Origin of the sequence: Sphingobacterium sp. UBA5670 (assembly GCF_002420705.1) — a bacterium.
Lineage (GTDB): Bacteria > Bacteroidota > Bacteroidia > Sphingobacteriales > Sphingobacteriaceae > Sphingobacterium.
This window is the reverse complement of record NZ_DIIM01000005.1, coordinates 464,958-483,667: the sequence shown is the minus strand read 5'-3', so window position 1 is coordinate 483,667 and position 18,710 is coordinate 464,958. Positions and strand designations below refer to the sequence as shown.

Sequence of the window (18,710 nt, the reverse complement as noted above, 5' to 3'; positions counted from 1 at the left end):
CTTTATTATTTCTTTAACTTCAATTCTTTATCAAAAGCATAAGATTTGCCTCTTTTTGTTTTCATCTTTACGTCACGACTGCCATAACGCAGATGCAGTTCTTCACCTGAAAGCGATTCAACAGTCAACCCTAATAATTGATTATCTTTCCATTCCATATTGATCTGAAATGCCCCTCGCGCTTTGAGTCCCTTGACGTTGCCTGTGCCGATTTCAGCTGGTAATGCTGGTAATAGTTCAATCCCATCGACATGGCTCTGAAGCAACATCTCGATAATTCCCGATGCTCCACCGAAATTTCCATCGATTTGAAATGGCGGATGGGCATCAAATAAATTAGGATAAGAACCTCCGTCTTTACCCGCGGGCCGCAATAGCATTTTTACCATATGATAGGCATGCTGGGCATCTTTTAATCTAGCCCAAAAGTTAATTTTCCAAGCCAGACTCCAACCTGTTCCTTCATCTCCTCTTAATACCAAAGAGCGTTTTGCCGCTTCAAGCAATTTCGGGGATTGAACCCTGTTGATTTCATCCCCTGGAAATAAACCCCACAAATGGGACACATGCCGATGTTTATTCTCTGGATCGTCCAAATCTGTCAGCCACTCCTGGAGTTGACCATATTGACCAATTTGGTTCGGTGCAATCTGATCCCGCATGGCAATAATTGAATCCCGTAAGATAATATCCTTGTCCAATAACATTGAGCATCTATTGAAAATATCAAACAATGAACGAATAATCTGATGATCCATGGTAGGTCCTTTGACCAAACCTCCATTTTCCGGGGAGTTGGAAGGCGAACTTACCAACCATCCAGTTGCCTTATCTTTGACGAGAAAATCTTTAAAAAATAAGGTTGCGTCCTTAATGATTGGATAATATTCCTTTAAAAATTGTCGGTCTTGTGTATATTGATAATGTTCCCAAAGATGTCTCACCAACCAAGCACCACCCGTGGGCCATATACCATGATTGGAATTATTGATGGGAGCTGTACCTCGCCATAAATCTGTATTATGATGTAAAACCCAACCACGAGCAGCATAATATTCTTTAGCGGTTTCTGCACCCGCCAGATGAAGATCTTTAATCATTTGAAATAAGGGTTGCTGTAATTCCGATAGATTTAAGGCTTCCGTGGGCCAATAGTTCATCTCCAAATTAATGTTGGTAGTATATTTGCTCCCCCAGGATGGTTCCAAAAGTGGATTCCAAATACCTTGAAGATTCATGGGTTGGCTACCTGGTCGAGACGCAGCAATCTGTAAATAACGGGCAAATTGTACATAAAGTGCGAGCAGACCTGGATCATCAAGCATTGCGGACTTTTGTAACCGCCTATCTATTGGAATCGTATCAAGCTGTTTTCCAGCACCAAAATCTATTGCAAAGCGATGATACAAAAGCTGATAATCTCGTTGATGAATTTGATACAATTGATTAAAGTCCAAGGTACATACATTTTTAAATCTCTCCAATGCGACAGCAGCATACTGATCGGTCAGCTCTCGATAAGATTTAAAATTTGTTGCGGCAGTCAGATAAATTTGAGCTTCATCCGCTTGTTGCACGATAAGCTCGTTGCCATTATATGATACCTGCCCCCCCTTCAATTTAAGCTGTAGGAAAGCTGTTCCTCGCATGGATCCATTTTTCACCCATACCTCCAAACGGATTGAAGAATTATCAAGGCGTTCAAGTTTTGATCGCTGGTGTTTGGTGTTCAGGCTAAGTCTAAAAGTAATTTTTTTCTTCTGATCAGCACCTAACAGTATACCAATAAAATTCTGGGGATAACTTGCAAAGTAAGTTCTTTTATAATGAATTCCATTAGCATCATAGTTGACGCGAACCTCGCCTTTATCCAAATCTAGGATTCGCCTATAGTTCTTTGCATCTTTATGATCGAATTGTAAATTTAACGTACCAAAAGGCTGATAGGATGCCTGATAATTCCCTATTTTGGGACTGTTTTGATCTTGAATATCGTATTTCCACTGTCCATTTAACGAGACAAATTTCCCCCTGTTACTTTTTAACCCTATGGATTGTTTAGAATCTTTATACCCTGCTACACCACCTTTTCCTTCAAGATTGATCACCTGAATTGCTATACTATTCTTTCCTTCCCGCAATAAATTCGACGGGATTTGATACAATCTTCTGGTTTCATCTCCCGTCGAATGACCTACGAGTTTACCATTAATGTAAGTATAATCATTAGTTCGGATCTTATTTAAATCCAACGACCAGCGCTCTGATAGCTCATTTTTTGAAAGGTTAAATTCATAACGAAACCAAACAGCCCCGTCCAGTCCTTCCAGCCCCTGACTCTCCCAACCTTCATAATGCGGAACTGTTATAAGGGGCCATTTGCTATCATCAAAAGCGAACTCAAAAGGCCCATGTGCTTGCTCCCGAATGTGTCCAATCTTTTCCAACCAAGCAATAGGATCTTCTGATTCACTTTTAAGGCCCATAAATTCCCGCATCGCCAAAGATTCTGCTTCTTTCTGCTGTCCGCGATCAAGCAAGTCCCGTATAAGTGAAAGATACTTCGATGCATCCTTTTTATTATAATTTCGCGGCCCATCCGTCCATAACGACTCTTCATTAAATTGTAATTCTTCTTTCTCGACTCCTCCATAAACCATCGCTCCCAACCGCCCATTACCAATCGGTAAAGCCTCCTCCCACTGATGGGCAGGATGATCAAACCACACACGTGTTTGTGCTAAAGCGGAACTGAATGGGCACATCGATAAAACCGAGGCAATGAGATACAGGTATAAACGCATTATTTAGTTTCCAAAGGATTTATATTTGATGTGAGCTGACCACTTTTGTAGGTACCACGGAGAATTTGTTTTACTCTTGCTAGATTATTGCTATGAACATAAATATATTCATTCGCAGAACCAACTAAGTCCAAAAATAAAGTTGTGCCTATAGTAGGAAAACAGCTCTGCACATTAACTTCTTTACAGTTTTCTAGCTCGATAAGCGCTTTTTCTGCTGTTGGCGTCGTGTTTTTTAAATTTAATAGATTCAGTTCTTTGCCATTATTGACGGATAATAGGCCACCTTGCTTGATCGATACGTTCACGTTACTCAATGTTAATCCATTCACATTCAGTGCTGAAAAACCAGTAACTCCCTGCATATTAATATCCGAAAATACCACATTCTCTATAGGCATCTCTTCCAAGCCCCTTATATAACCAATACGGTTTGTTGTTCCAGATAAATTGTTAATATAGATATTCCTGAACTTAGGCGTGCGTTCACTAATAGGCTCCTGTTCACTTTTAGCGTACTCCATATCCATGACGACTGCTTGGTCCCTAATGTCGCGCATGACAATATTAGATACTTGAATATTTTCAACCACACCGCCTCTACCTCTGGCGGTTTTTAGACGTATACCGCGATCGGTTCCATCGAAAATACAGTTGGAAATCACAATATTTTTTACTCCGCCGGACATCTCACTTCCGATAACGACCCCGCCATGCCCGCGAAGCATTGTACAGTTTGTAATGGTATAATTCTCTGCTGGGATATTGATCTTTCTTCCCGATCGATCCTTACCAGATTTTATGGTGATGCAGTCATCCCCCACACTAATGTGGCAATTGGCGATGCGAACATTGGAACATGATTCTGGATTAATGCCATCGGTATTAGGGGACGGCGGGTTATCTATAGTCACACCATCCACGGTTACGTTATCACAATATTGTGGATTAATTGTCCAAAAAGGTGAATTCTGAATTTTAATATCTTTGATCTGTATATTTTTACAGTTTAAGAACTGTATAAACGGTGGACGTAAAAATCCTCTTTCGATCCATCCGGGAAGATCTGGAGCCAAAACATCCTTATTGAGGCGTTTAAATTCTTTTTGCCATTTACTGTCTTCAGTCTGTTTCTTAACTTCAACCTCCGAATAGCCCCACCATTTTTTACCGTGTCCGTCAATGATCCCACGTCCTTGAATACTAATATTCTCAAGGTTATTCCCGTAAAATAATGGCGAAAAGTTCGTAACAGCAGTTCCTTCCCACCTGGATTCTACCATAGGTAAATAATCATCAAAATTATCGCTAAAATGTAACTCAGCACCAGCATCAATATGAATCGTAATATTACTTTTCAGATGAATTGGTCCTGTGATATATTTTCCTGCTGGGAAATAAATCGTTCCCCCACCTCTATTTGCAGCTGCTGCAATAGCTTTTTTGATTGCCAATGTATTGCTTCCGGTACTGTCTTTCCTCGCGCCAAAATCCATGACATTTAGCCAAGTTTGGGCTTGCAAACCCAACATGGATAAACAAAGAAAAACAGTTACTATTCCGCAATGATAGCGCTTTCTGATCATATTAATTTAAGTTAATCTTACAATTTTTTAAATCCTTTTGTTGTAAGGACATCTTCCCATCTACATAGATGGTCAATCCTTTTCCTTTGTGATATCTTTCACCTGTAACATCCCAATAAATAGCAATGTTCTTATGGTGATACGTCAATTGGGTTAGTGCAAAGTAATCCCACTTATCTTTCGAAATCAATGGTTTTATCTCAAGCAAAGAATTAGTTTGCGGCTTTAATCCGATTAAATCCTGAATAATGATATCTGCAAATGTCGAATGGTTATAAAATTTACTTCTCGGATTGTCGCCTTTCAACCATTCTCCCGTTTTTTCATCCTGATATTCACCTATATAAGGTTTACCATTCATCACATGGGACTTGGCATATTTATGAATTTGTTCGTATAGGTCGTTAGCATTTATCCCCTTATTTTTTTTATAGTCACTTAAGTAATTAGCCATTCCCCGAATCGTCTGTGAACTCGTAAATGGCCAAATGGCACCATCCCATTCACAACTATGCCCAGTGCCACGCGTCCTAAATGTAGGTTCTCGCCGCTCAGCCGTCGTTATTCCCCAAGGAGCATTAAACCCTGATGTATCCGGCAACTGGAGCCACGCTTTTCCGTAAGTCGCTTTGTCTGGCGGTAAATGAAAGTACCAAGGAACAAAACCAATTGCCTCACGGGTGGGATGTAAGGAACCTTTCTCCAGTTTTGTTTTAAAGAACTGATTCTCTTTGTCCCAGAGTGAATCCAGCACCAATTGGCGCAAAGACTGCGCATAGATGCTGTACTTTTTCTCTAATATTGGATTAGACACCAATTTGGCAATTGCTGCTATCGCTACAGCATTTCCATACATATAGCTATTGATCGAAGGTCGCATATTATGGACTTTGCGTCCACCAGAGACAGACTCTTCCATTCCATCCTGAACATCAAATTGCCAAAAGAGACCATTCTTACCTTTCCTTTCCTGCTCCCACTTTTCAAAATCTAGATCCAGATCAGATAGTCGGTCTTTTAAGTATTGCTTGTCCGGATTGACTTTATAATAAGCTAATAAAGCATCCGGTAGCCAAGAGCTGAACTGATGGAACCTGCGCTTGGACTGACCTTTATCGGCATGATAAAGCCAAAAATCAATGTATTCTTTTAAAAACGCATTGTCGCGAATCCATCTCCCTTCATACAAATGATGACCCAGTGCGCAACTGATCGAATTGTATTTTCCGGCATGTTTTACCGGTTCTATAAATTCTGTCACCAACGTACCTTCAGGGCTCGACTTAATATGCTTTCGATAGGACCACCATCGGAAATAATAAGTTTGCTCAATTTCCCTATCTGGACAGTCCAATAAAGGAATATTCGCCATCATCCAAACGTAGGCATCCTTGTTTGGAATCTTATTGATCACTGCTTCGCTATCGTTATTATTAAACTCTTGAACATAGTCTTGTACTTTATCCACTAATTTTTCCTGTGCCTTTACATAGGAAAGCGTACAAAAAAGAAGCGCAAGAATAGATTTTTTAATTTTCATTCCTTATTTAATATCAAAAAGTTAGTAGACGTTTCTCGTAAAATACTTATTTTGTTTATGTTGTTTGTCCTGTACTATCCTGAGCATTGTTACATTTACAGTTTAGTTCCATGATAATAGCCAAATAGATCGTCCAGATCGTCCCCCTGATTGTCCACATCAGCATTATATGGATTAGGAAGTTCCTTGTCATCCACCATACCCAAAATCAGCACTTCTCCTTTTGGAATTTTTAGTTCATTTGTCCCTATCGGAAAAGAATAGGTATGAATATCAACCATAGGCATGTACTGTATACGGATAGCATTACGTATTTTCGCCTCCGCTTGCCCAAAATCGTTCGCACTTGCGTCAATTTCCAGCACTGGCTTTGGTGCAAAAACTTTGTCTGTGCCATTGAAATAGCCTACCAATATCTTTACGGGTTTTTCATTTTTAAACCGAAGGTGTGTTCCTTGCAGTTTTTGCTTTTCAGCATCAATCTGTATGGCTTGTAGTCCTTCTAATTCATTCGCAATATGTGTCACCACCAACTCCTGATCTGCGTACAATTTTGCTCCCTTTTTCAATGGAATCAATTGCTGATGATCCAAAAACGTGACCTGTTGGGACTTTATTACCACTTTTGAATGAGCAGCATTACCCCCCATCTTTGATAAAGAATCTATTGCATGTTTAAAGTTATTTAACTCGGTTTCGAAGACCGGGAGCATCTCTTTCCAGTGAACGAACGTAGCATCGGCCCCACGCATCGGTATCTTACGTTGTTTAGTCTGCATACTGTTTGCATATAAATAGGTCTTATTTGTGATATCCGTAAGTTTTCGATATTCCGAAACACTTTGTTCCAAATCCGGCACAGCTTTTCGAAGAGCATTTAGATTATGTGAATATTTATATCGAAGTAGCTGAATAGCAGCTTTGACCTTATAACTATAATGATTGGCCAACAATTGATGAATCTGGATATCATTAAGCCAGCGATTAAATTCAGCTACATTTTTAGTCGGTTGTCCCAATTCCTCAATCAGCGTTGCTGCACGTTCTCCATGCTGCACAATTTCTCTTGCCACTTGTGCAGGTGTTTCTCCAACATGGCCTTTATTGTGATAATCCTTCTCTACATAATCAATGATCATCTCCCCTTCTGGAGCCTCGGATTCATAAAGAAGAGTAAATAATCCATAGCGATAAGGATTAATAAACTGCGTCATCAACATTCCCAAAGAAGATGTTTGTCTGTTGCCATCTGTAATACCAAATCGTCGCAGAATTTTAGGCGATATCTCACCAATTTCTTCAATCGCTAATAGTAATTTCTGTGCATCTTTCTCAGAAATCCCATAATATTGTGCAAGTTCATTTGACCAATAAGTTCGCTCTTGTGGTAAATTTCTGTTTTCATCCCAGGCATACCGTGCCCACGCTTTGTACCACATCCAATCCCGATCTAGTTGCAGTAATCTATTATCGACCTTGTCGGCAGCATATGGCCAATCCCAATACGAAGCTTGTGGATAAATATGGATACCATTGGAATGATGAATTTCATGCATTGCTTTCATTGATTTTTGAATAAAATCAGGTGAGCCATATCTAAAAGGCTCCAAGTTCGCCAAAATATGCACGTTTTGCATATGGACCGTACCAATAGCACTTAGAGAGCGGTGTAATTCAGCCCACTTCCCTCTTGGTGTATAAGTAGTCAATGCCTCACCATTATATTTTGCCATGGTATACAAGTTCTTATAAAAAGGTAAAGCGGCCTTCATTACTGCAGGTGCATCGGTATCGTGTGCTCTTAAAATAATAGGCGGTTCAATGCTGATACCTGAAGCATGTACCCCGTCCTGTACCCCCGGGATAATTGTCTTCGTAAACCAGTTGATATCGTCCTGGCCAACACCCTCCATGGCCTCTCCCAACGTAATTAGTAAACCTACATTAGGATATTTAGACACGAAAGCGGAAATACTTTTTCGGGTATAATCGGAAATTAAGGGCGTAATAACCCGATTTCGTTCCTGGGTCTTTAAGCCATGGCGATCGGCGAATGGTTTTGGCAAGATAATGTTATAAAACATCTGGATAATCCAGATCCCTCTCTTATTGGCTTCTTTGGTCAGAAATGTATAAATCTCCTCGTTTTTTCCAAATGTTTCCTCATCCACCTCTAGCGCATATGGATAATCCTTTAATTTTACTAACGAAGAAAAAGGATGTCCATTCCATAGATACAGGGCATTATATCTATTTTCGGCCATCATATCCAGATAGTTTAACCATAACTTCTTATCGTAAAACCAAGGAAACGATTCTGGTGTGTAAGGATACTCATAAATATCATGCCCGGGCAAATAGGTTGTTTTCTGAAGTCCAACACTTGTCCCGCGCATAACCATTTTTGGACCGTCGGCAAAAAAGAATGGTTCCTCTTTCAACCATTGTCTGTGTGCAAGCAATGTCATACATCCGTAAAGCACACCAGATTCGTCCATACCAATCAAGGATATTGCTCCTTTGCTGGATTTTCTATATATAATAAAATGTTCCTGATTAACTAGCTTTTCTTTCAAAGAATCGGGCAAAGAATTATGTTGGACCACTGTACTGACTTCTATCTTCGTGGTTAATGACGAGATCTCCAACTCATGTTGGAGAAATTCAATTGCATACTGAAATCTATCACGATTTATAATCCCATCCATTGTATAGGAAACCGAGGATGTTTTATCTCTTGCGTTGATCTCAACAACAAGGGAACAGACACAGAGTAACGTGCATAATAGCCTTCTGTACATAATTGGTTATTTTAATTCACTAATAAATGTCAATTTTACATATAAAATTTTAAAAATTTAAAAAGTATCTCGTTTTTTACAAAGGTTATCCTTCTACAAGTAAAGATTTATCTATTATTAACTAGATTATTTTAGTATTTTAGAATTCATTCAACTACAATTCATTGAAAAAATATTTGCTATTCCTGGATACAGAAACATCTGGCTTACCGAAAAAATGGAACAAGAGTTATATGGACAGTGATAACTGGCCCCATATCCTGCAATTGGCCTGGATTATTTTTGACGAAGAACAAAATGAGATTAAACGAAGCAATAAATATATCTATGAACCTTTAATACCCATCAGTCCTGCATCGGAACAAATTCACGGATTGACACCACCTTTTCTAATGAAATACGGCGAAAAGAAAAAAGAAGTATTACGCAAGCTTAGTCATGACATCAAAAAATATAAGCCGCAGGTTATAGGTCATTTTCTTTCCTTTGATCTACAGGTTTTAGCGGCCGAATTCTATCGATCCAATTTGGCTATTCCATTTCATAATTTAGCTTATTTTTGCACGCTGTTACATAGCAAAAAATACGTTAGAAATCCGAATATGGTGCATCTTCCCCTTTCGTCACTACATGAAACCCTGTTCGCGAGCCAGGCAACAGACATGCATAATGCTGAAAAAGATGCTGAAATTACCGCTAAATGCTATTTTGAAATGATCCGAAAGGATGAATTATCCGAGCAGGATATACAAAATCAGCAAGCTGAATTCGAAAACATCTGTTAATGTGACTTCCATGAAAAACCCCGACGCTATCCTATCCCTACTGAAATCTACTCAGCCATTTCAAATTCTACCCGAAACCCTACAATTGAGTATTGTCGACAGATTCAATGAACATCGTTTTTCCAAAGACACCTTAGTCTACCGGCAAAACATAACCGACATGGATGGTGTTGATTTAATCTTCGAAGGTGAATATGAAACATTCTTTCTCGACGTTTCAGACAATAAAAGATTAGTAGAAATCCACCATAAACCTTATTGCTTTGGCGGCATATCAGTTTTATTGAACCGAACCAAAGCACTAAAGTCGGTCCTTGCCAAAAAAGGCACAGTTATTTATCGTTTGCCCCGAAAAGACTTTATTGAGCTCTGTAATGCGAATGAAGAGTTTTTCCATTTTTTCACCAATTCCTTTGGAAAAAGAATGTTAGATGAAGAGTTTTCTCATTTTGTTAAGTCACCAGCTTCCTTTGAGGAAAGCTACTTTGCTGCAGATCAACTTTATTCGCGCAAAATTGAGCATATTACCTACAAAGATATCGTGTCCTGTACACCCGATACCCCCATCTTTGAGGCTGCACAAACCATGGCGAAACATAAGGTAAGTTGCATATTTATCAAAAAGGAGGATCATATTCTCGGCTATGCGACCGATATTACCTTAAGAGACAATGTCGTGGCGCAGCAGATTCCAGCAACACAAGCTATTGCTCAGGTAATGGATAACCCCATTGTCAGTATTTCCGATCAGGCTTATCTTTACGAGGCTGTACTGATGATGTTCCGCACGAAATCGAGATACCTCCTTGTTGAGAAAGAAGGCAATTATATCGGCTTCCTGAGCCGAAATCGGCTATTGAGTGAACAAGGGCAGTCTCCCCTCGTATTTATTCAATCGGTTAAACTCGCAGAAACATTGGATGAATTGCGTGAAAAATGGAATAATGTTCCTGAGATTATTCACCAATTGCTCGGTAGGGGGGTAAATGCCGAGATTGCGAACCAGGTCATTACAACCGTTGCCGACAGTATTGCCCTTAAAGTAATTGAAAAAGTGATCGGGGAAATGGGCGAACCACCTGCAAAATTTGTGTTTATGGTAACAGGTAGCGAAGGAAGGAAAGAACAGACGCTCATGACCGACCAGGATAACGCAATTATTTATGAAGATAAAGCAAACGAACAACGTGAGCTTGTACGCGAATATTTTCTCAATTTTGCCAGTCGTGTATCGGATCATCTTAATACAATTGGTTTTAGCTATTGTACCGGTGGATATATGGCCAGTAATCCCGAATGGACACATTCGCTATCGCATTGGAAGAAAAATTACAAAAAATGGATTGAAGAAAGTATCCCCGAGAATGCGATTAAATTTTCGACATTCTTCGACTGTAGGCGATTATATGGCGACCAGGGTATTATTGATCAACTCAAAGAATTTCTTAATATTGAGCTACAAAAACCCAATGAGCGTTTTTTTACGTTTATTGCAAAGAACGCACTGCAATATGAACCGCCGCTCACATTTTTCAAAGCGATAAAAACGCAAACAATAGGATCTTCAGAAGTCTTCAATATTAAGAAAGCGATGACGCCCATTGTTGACTTAGTCCGAGTTTACGCACTGAAAAATAGAATTTATGAGGAAAATACAGGTGGTAGGCTAAAACAGCTTCTTGAGTTGGGCATCTTCACGCAAGAACAGTACGAGGAGTTAAATCAATCCTATTATTACCTAATGTCGATCCGCTTGAAAAATCAGGCCAACCAGATCCGTATCGCTAAATTGGCGCCCAACAACTACGTACCTATCGATAGCTTGACAAATATTGAAAAGGCGACAATTAAAGAAATATTCAAAACAATCAATAATTTTCAACTCGGTATTAAGCTGAAATTTACCAGCAATTTATTTGGTTAAGAATCAGCCCTTCGTTGGCTTTCTGCCCCGGATTAAGGATCTGCAAACAATAAATTCGTAACTTATTGCCTTACATAGACAATAAGTTACGAAGATCAGACCTAAAGATTTTTTGGCAAAGACAAATCAAACTGCCAATGCTTCGCTAATCGCTCCAACTCTTGCTTTGTGATTGGGATGACTGCACCGTGCTTAGGCGAACTGAAATTGGTAGATTTCATCTTTCCTGCATTAAAGTGCCCCAGATCAACAAAATTTTTAAAATCTGTTGTTTCACTGAAGCCAAAATTATGTGGTGATATCTCTATACCCCTGCTTTTGTCCGTAGATATGTAAATCCGTCATGACCATATAAAAATAACCATCCTTTCCGCGCATGACATAGGGATCTCGAATGCCTTTCTGCTGTGCAATACTATCACCGGCAATAATCGGCTTACCCTTATTGACATCGGTGAAAGAATAGCCATCCTGACTGACTGCAACATATAGACCATGGCTTTCATCCTTAAAATAAACCATTAAGTAAGCGGCCAGATCCAATTCCTTTACCTGTGCAGACAAGTTATCCGTAAATAGCATCAGGGCAGTAAAAAAGAGTATGCGAATATTCATCTTATTTCACTGTCAATCTAATCAAGGTCAAGGAATAGGGTTCGAATGTTTCAACAATCCTCTTTCCTTTATAAGTTACCTTATTTTGTTTCGGGCGAATATTCAATGGTTCTTCGAGACTGTTACTTACGTTTAGGTCAGCATTGGCCAAAGTTATTTTCTCTGCCGTCGTCGCCAGCGTCTTCTTCGAATCCACATCAAGCTTCACTTTCACCGGCTTACTATTGTAATTGACAACTTTCAAAATAAGCTGCTGCGAAACTGCATCATATACCGCTGAAGCATATAGGCTATCTTTTCCAGCTACGGATTCGCCATCCCGTTTGATCGGAACAATACTTGTCCCTTTATTGGTTGCATATAATTTTTGTACTTGGTAGCTGGGTGTCCCATATACTTGTAAATTATCAACCCAAATTAAATCCGGTGACCATTGCCAGCCATCGACATGACCAAATAATGGTGCATAAGATGCCATCTCCACCACATCGCCATTTCGTTCTAGACCAGTCATGAAAGCCGCTTCAGAAAGTGCCGCCTCCCAGGTACTTTTCCCTGGACCGTTTGGTCGCGTTGTATGCGAAGCGTATTCCCCCGCGAAAATTTTTACCCCATTCCTAGCGTAATTATCATAACGATTGGCACTCGAAAGAAACCAGGATGGCGGACGGTAATAATGTTCATCAATGATATTGATATTCATCGCCCGCAGCTTATCATTTAAGAAGTCAAAACGATCCCCCTCGGGATCAGTACCCGAACTGGCGATAATTTTGATCTCCGGATGCTTTTCGTTCAACGCTTTCTTGAAGACAGTCAACCTTTCGATATATTGAGGGCCCCAATTTTCATTTCCAACCCCTAGCATTTTGAGGTGAAAAGGTTCTGGGTGCCCCATATCCGCACGTAATTTCCCCCATTTTGTAGCTGTTGTGCCATTAGCAAACTCAATCAGATCCAAGGCGTCCTGAACATACTCATCTAACTCATCTAATGGCACAACTTCACCTGTATTAAATTGACAAGCCATTCCACAATTGAGGATAGGTACCGGAGTGGCACCAATATCTTCTGCTAGTAAAAAATACTCAAAGAAACCTAAGCCGAAAGTCTGGAAATAATCCGGTGTCAACCGCTGTTTAAATTCAGTATTCCACCGGTTGATAATCAGCTCCCGTTCTGTTATTGGTCCAACTGTTTTTTTCCATTGGAACCGATTGGCCAAATCTTTTCCTTCAACAATACAGCCTCCTGGAAAACGGATAAAGCCAGGTTTCATATCTGCAAGCATTTGGACCATGTCTTTACGCAAACCTTTTGGTCTACCTTTCCAGGTGTCTACTGGAAATAACGAAAGCATATCTACGTCTAAAATACCCGCTCCTGTAAACCAAACATTTAACTTGGCTTTATCTGTCGTTTGGTTAACAGGAAATTTGACAGCAGCTTCGGACCATGATGTTACGGCGTCAAGCGGAAGTTCAGCTGCCCCGATAACCTTATTCTGTTGATCGATCAGCTCAACATGGATTTTCATGCCCTGGGTAGCACTTTGATACTGTAAAGAAAACTCATATGTTGCCCCCGCTTTCACGCCCATTCCTCTAAATCCTTCGTTTTGTAGACCTAACTTCAGATTAGCGGCATTGTTTAGCCTTAAATAACGTTTGTTCCCTTTACGCTTACTATCGTTTAGCAACAGATAAGTACCCTCTGAACCATTTTCCAACTTTTTCCAGCCCATCCAAGGCTGATCAAACTCAAATGATCTATTCTTTACTAATTCAGCGTAGATTCCTCCGTCTGCGCCAAGATTGATATCCTCAAAAAAGACTCCCCACATATGTGGCGATATGTTGCCTGTAGGTTTATCTAATTGTATATCTAACTCAATTGGTGACTGCGCAGCAGCTGAAAAGCCTAAACTCGCTAGCACTAGCATCAACGATACAACTTTCTTCATCTGTAATTATTTGTTCATTAGTTTTGAATTATATAGGTATTCACGCCACCTTTAGCTGTATGTTCTGCCCAGATTTTCGATGGTATAAATAAACTCGTTACAATCGGTTACACGTCCCCGAGTTTTAAATCAATCAGGTATTTACACTGTCTTATATTAATTCCAATACGATAACTGAAAATGCCGGAATTTCGACTTCAACAGTACCATTTAAAAGTTTTGCTTTATTGTACACAACCGGTGTAATTGTTGCGGGTTTCTCAAACGAATTATAATCACGTAGATGCGCAGCGGTCAGCATTCTACCTGTTACTTTTCCGGCCTTCACTGCCCCCAAATCTACTTGTATCTTATTTTTCTTTTTTGGATCAATATTCACCAAAGAGATATGTGTACGCCCTTGTTTATCTTGTGATGCAGAAACAGACACTGCAGGAATTTTCTCATTTTTAAACTCCAAATCAGTTGATTGAAGCGTGATCGGAATTAATTTCGCATCCTGATGCACCTTATACATTTCCATCACATGATAGGTTGGCGTTAAAATCATACTCTTCCCCTTTGTCAAAATAACAGCCTGCAACACATTGACAGCTTGTGCCAGATTGGCCATCTTCACGCGACGGGCATGGTTGTTAAAAATATTCAAAGTCATTCCAGCAATCATGGCGTCACGCATGGTATTTTGTTGATAAAGAAAACCGGGATTTGTACCAGGCTCTACCTCATACCAGCCTCCCCATTCGTCTACAATCAAATCCACAAGTCCTTTGGGATCATATTTGTCCATAATGGCAATATTCTTTTCTACCAGCTCATTCATAAACCAAGCTGATTTCATGGTTTTGAAATACTCCTCTTCGGAATAGGCCGTTGCAGAGCCCTTTTTATCCCAGTTGATCACGGCATAGTGATGAAGTCCCATGCCTTTCATCAAACCAGCCGGAATTTTCTTCATCAATGTCTCCGTCCAATTGTAATCAGCACTATTGGCTCCAGAAGCGATTCGATATAAGCCACTCCCATTGGTCCAATCCGACATAAACGTAGCATATTTACGATAGATGTCTGTATAATAATCAGCGGTCATATTGCCGCCACAACCCCAGGCTTCATTTCCCACCCCCCAGAATTTCACTTTCCAAGGTTCCTGCCTACCATTTTTTCGTCGCCAATCCGACATGGGGCTTTCTCCCTTAAAATTCACGTATTGAACCCAGTCGGCAAGCTCCTGCACCTCACCGCTCCCCACATTACCGGCCAGATAAGGTTCTGCACCCAGTAATTCACACATATTGAGAAAATCATGTGTACCAAAGGAATTATCTTCTGTCACGCCTCCCCACCAGTTGTTTACGATAGCAGGGCGCTGGGCTTTGGCCCCAACCCCATCCTTCCAATGATAAGTATCGGCAAAACATCCCCCCGGCCAACGTAAATTGGGAATGTTCAAATTCTTCAGGGCTTCGATGATATCTTTCCGGACACCATCAGCGTGGGGTATCGAGTCATTTTTCTCCCCGACATAAAATCCATCATAAATACAGCGTCCCAAATGTTCGGCAAAATGTCCATAGATATGTCGGCTTATAACCTGCTCCTGCTGTGCTGTTTCCAATCTTACCCTACTCTGTCCATACAGTAATCCAGTGGCCAGCGTAAAAACAATACCTAATTTTAATCTTAGCTTCATCATATCGACTTTATTATTTCACACTAAATTGGTAGGTAGTTTTTGAGCTATATTTTTCGCCAGGTTTTAATACCGTTGATGCAAAATTGGGATGATTTGGCGCATCCGGAAAATGTTGCGTTTCCAAACAGAAGGCAGAACGGAAAGGATATATTTTCCCCTCTTTTCCTTTAGGATCTGAATCTTTCATAAAATTGCCACTGTAAAATTGCAGCCCGGGCTCGGTTGTAAAAACCTCCATTTGGATACCCGTCTTTGCAGCATACACCCATGCTACTTTTTGAAAGCCATCTTTCTTGTTAAGTTCAAAATTATGGTCATAGCCCTTTCCGATCTTCAATTGCGCATTTTCATCTTCTATATGGGCACCAACGAGTGTGGGCTTTGTAAAATCAAATGCTGTACCCGCTACAGGCAAGCTCTTTCCTGTTGGGATCAAAGTATTGTCAACTTCGGTAATTGCCTTTGCATCAATTTGAAGTTCATGATCCAAAATAGAAGAATTTCCGGCCCCATTGAGGTTAAAATAAGCGTGATTGGTCAGATTTAAGACAGTCTCCTTATCCGTTGTTGCCTGATAGCTTATAGCCAGCCCTCCATTTTCCTCCAGCGTATACGTAACCTCCATCTTGACCGTTCCGGGATAGCCTGCTTCTTTATCAGGTGAAGTATAGGCTAATGTGATTGAGGTTTCAGTGCTGCTAACCACATCCCATACTTTGTTGTATACCCCATTGGTACCGCCATGAAGTGAATTCTCTCCATCATTCTTTTCTAGCACATACACTTCGCCATTCAGTTTGAAAGAAGCTTTACCAATCCGATTACCATAACGCCCCACAATTGCGCCGTAAAAATTATTATAGTTATCCTTATATTCTTTGGCTGAATCATAACCCAAAATCACATCAGTTACCTTCCCGTCCTTATTGGGGACGTTTAAACTTACCAAGCGGGCACCATAGTTTGTCAGAGTTATGGCAAGTTTGTCATTTCTGAGCTGGAACAGTTTAACTTCTTTACCATCGATCTGGCTATCGAAAGCTCGGCCGGAAGTAGAATTAGCCACCGTTGCCGCCTGCTTGTTTTGAGTTGATGAAGACTGGCAGCCATAAGCTAATGAAGCACAAGTCAACAAACTAATAATAATTTTCTTATTCATCTGCAATTAAGTTTTGTTCCATCGGTCTGATGGAGGCTTCCTAATTCAATAGGAGTGGTTCATAATTCGTTAATTTCCAATTTCGTTTTACCAGAAACGCACATAAATAGCAGTTACCATGAGTAAAGTCACAACAATTAATGCCAATACAGACGGTTCTACTTTAAACATCGATCGATCCAATACAAAAGCTTTTGGATTGACCTTTGGTCCAAATAAACTCACCGCAATCATGGCCAACATAGTAAATACAAATGCTAATCCCATACAGATCTGAAATGGAATCTCATAAACACCCGCTTTATTTGGATAAGCAGTATACAGCCATGTTTCAGGACCAAGTACTTTTGCCGCAAATTCATTGAAAAACACAGATAACGCAAAACCGGTGACGAGTCCAGTGATCGCAGCAGCTCCCGTGGTCCTTTTCCAAAACATGCCCAACAAAAACATCGCAAAAACACCAGGACTGATAAAACCTGTATACTTTTGAATAAAGGTAAAGCCACCAGCCCCTCCAATTCCTAAGGCATCATTCCAGGTAAATAATACCGACAGTAAAATAGATACAACGATCGTTATTTTTCCTACCCATACCATTTTAGCTTCACTAGCGTCTTTGTTGAGGTATTTCTTAAAAATATCCAATGTAAAAATCGTTGCGATACTATTTGCTTTTCCGGCCAATCCGGCCACTATTGCAGCTGTAAGCGCTGCCAAAGCAAGCCCTTTCATACCATTTGGCAGATAGCCCAATATCGCCGAATATGCATTATCGGCATGAAACACCCCGCCAGGAGCCATTTCTTGTTGCAGCGCACCATTTTTATAGAGCACATAAGCGGCTATCCCCGGAAGCATAACGATAATCGGCATAAACAGTTTTAGAAATCCCGCAAAGAGAATTCCTGTGCGTGCGGTCTTTAGATCAGCTCCTAAAGCACGTTGTGTGATGTATTGATTACAGCCCCAATAATTTAGATTGACAATCCAGATTCCGGCAAGATACATCCCTATTCCAGGCAACATCAGGTACTTATTGATATCTTCCTGACTGGCACCCGGTCCAGGTTTATCGACAAATAGGTTAAAATGCTCCGGAGAGTCTTCCATCAGCTTATTGAATCCAGCCAAAGCATCCTGTCCCAAACCAAAATGTTCACTGACTAACGTCAATGCCACATAGGTTGTCGCTATACCGCCAATAATCAATACAACCACCTGAATAACATCTGTAAAACCAATGACACGCATTCCGCCTAAAGTAATGATGACGGCAAAAACGGCTAAAGCAACTGTTATGGTATGAAAGCTGTCGCCACCGCCGGCCATACTGGAGATTGCAATGGCGCCCAAATATAAAATGGAAGTAAGATTGACAAAAACATACAAAAACAACCAGAAAATCGCCATAATGAGACTCGTCGTTTCATTATATCGGTTGTTCAAAAATTGAGGCATTGTGAAAATCTTATTTTTCAGATAGACTGGTATAAACCAAACCGCAACAATAATTAACGCTACTGCGGCAATAAGCTCATAAGCGGCGACAGCAATACCGACTTCAAATCCATTACCGCTCATGCCAATAAACTGTTCAGCAGAAATATTCGATGCGATCAACGAAGAGCCTATGGCCCACCAGGTCAGTGATCCTTCCGCCAAAAAGTAGTCCTTGCTGCTGCTTAAACTATTCGTTTTCTTACGATAGATCCAGTAGCCATAGCCGGCTACAATAAAGAAGTAAATTACGAAGATGATGTAATCTACCGTTGCAAATTTTTCCATATTTCCCAAATTGGTTATTATCAATAAGCCATTTATACCCGAAGAGCGG

Annotated in this window: 11 protein-coding genes; 2 read left to right on the top strand and 9 right to left on the bottom strand. The window is 40.3% G+C overall.

From position 1 onward, the window contains the following. Positions 1–5: 5 nt before the first annotated feature. The 4 genes from B3C94_RS07445 to B3C94_RS07430 all read right to left on the bottom strand — a co-directional run bounded on the left by B3C94_RS07445 (position 6) and on the right by B3C94_RS07430 (position 8,731). Entirely contained in the window at positions 6–2,804 is a 2,799-nt protein-coding gene (locus tag B3C94_RS07445) for a glycoside hydrolase family 95 protein (protein WP_293901325.1), read from the bottom strand. Continuing rightward, positions 2,804–4,336 carry a glycoside hydrolase family 28 protein gene (locus B3C94_RS07440; RefSeq protein ID WP_293901322.1) on the bottom strand — a complete coding sequence of 511 codons (1,533 nt, stop codon included), beginning with the start codon at positions 4,334–4,336 and terminating at the stop codon, positions 2,804–2,806. The genes B3C94_RS07445 and B3C94_RS07440 overlap by 1 nt, the downstream gene beginning before the upstream one ends. A gap of 55 nt (positions 4,337–4,391) precedes the next feature. Further along, complete coding sequence (locus tag B3C94_RS07435) at positions 4,392–5,930, bottom strand: MGH1-like glycoside hydrolase domain-containing protein (RefSeq protein WP_293901319.1); 1,539 nt, start codon at positions 5,928–5,930, stop codon at positions 4,392–4,394. A gap of 95 nt (positions 5,931–6,025) precedes the next feature. Next, positions 6,026–8,731 (bottom strand): alpha-d-galacturonidase, encoded by a 2,706-nt coding sequence (locus B3C94_RS07430; RefSeq protein WP_293901316.1) that lies wholly within the window; start codon positions 8,729–8,731, stop codon positions 6,026–6,028. 164 nt (positions 8,732–8,895) lie between these two features. Between B3C94_RS07430 and B3C94_RS07425 the strand changes: the two genes are divergently transcribed. Continuing rightward, on the top strand, positions 8,896–9,516 hold the full coding sequence (locus B3C94_RS07425; protein WP_293901313.1) for a 3'-5' exonuclease: 621 nt from the start codon (positions 8,896–8,898) through the stop codon (positions 9,514–9,516). Positions 9,517–9,526: 10 nt separating this feature from the next. After that, on the top strand, positions 9,527–11,440 hold the full coding sequence (locus B3C94_RS07420; protein ID WP_293901310.1) for a DUF294 nucleotidyltransferase-like domain-containing protein: 1,914 nt from the start codon (positions 9,527–9,529) through the stop codon (positions 11,438–11,440). Positions 11,441–11,728: 288 nt separating this feature from the next. Here B3C94_RS07420 and B3C94_RS07415 read toward each other — a convergent pair whose 3' ends face one another. The 5 genes from B3C94_RS07415 to B3C94_RS07395 all read right to left on the bottom strand — a co-directional run bounded on the left by B3C94_RS07415 (position 11,729) and on the right by B3C94_RS07395 (position 18,661). Further along, on the bottom strand, positions 11,729–12,055 hold the full coding sequence (locus B3C94_RS07415; protein ID WP_293901307.1) for a hypothetical protein: 327 nt from the start codon (positions 12,053–12,055) through the stop codon (positions 11,729–11,731). A gap of 1 nt (position 12,056) precedes the next feature. Further along, complete coding sequence (locus B3C94_RS07410; RefSeq protein ID WP_293901305.1) at positions 12,057–14,018, bottom strand: alpha-L-arabinofuranosidase C-terminal domain-containing protein; 1,962 nt, start codon at positions 14,016–14,018, stop codon at positions 12,057–12,059. Between the two features lie 151 nt (positions 14,019–14,169). Further along, positions 14,170–15,714, bottom strand: a complete 1,545-nt coding sequence (locus tag B3C94_RS07405) for an alpha-N-arabinofuranosidase (RefSeq protein WP_293901303.1) — start codon at positions 15,712–15,714, stop codon at positions 14,170–14,172. Positions 15,715–15,724: 10 nt separating this feature from the next. Beyond that, positions 15,725–16,873 carry an aldose epimerase family protein gene (locus B3C94_RS07400; RefSeq protein WP_293901300.1) on the bottom strand — a complete coding sequence of 383 codons (1,149 nt, stop codon included), beginning with the start codon at positions 16,871–16,873 and terminating at the stop codon, positions 15,725–15,727. 87 nt (positions 16,874–16,960) lie between these two features. After that, positions 16,961–18,661, bottom strand: a complete 1,701-nt coding sequence (locus B3C94_RS07395) for a sodium:solute symporter family transporter (protein ID WP_293901297.1) — start codon at positions 18,659–18,661, stop codon at positions 16,961–16,963. Positions 18,662–18,710 lie beyond the last annotated feature (49 nt).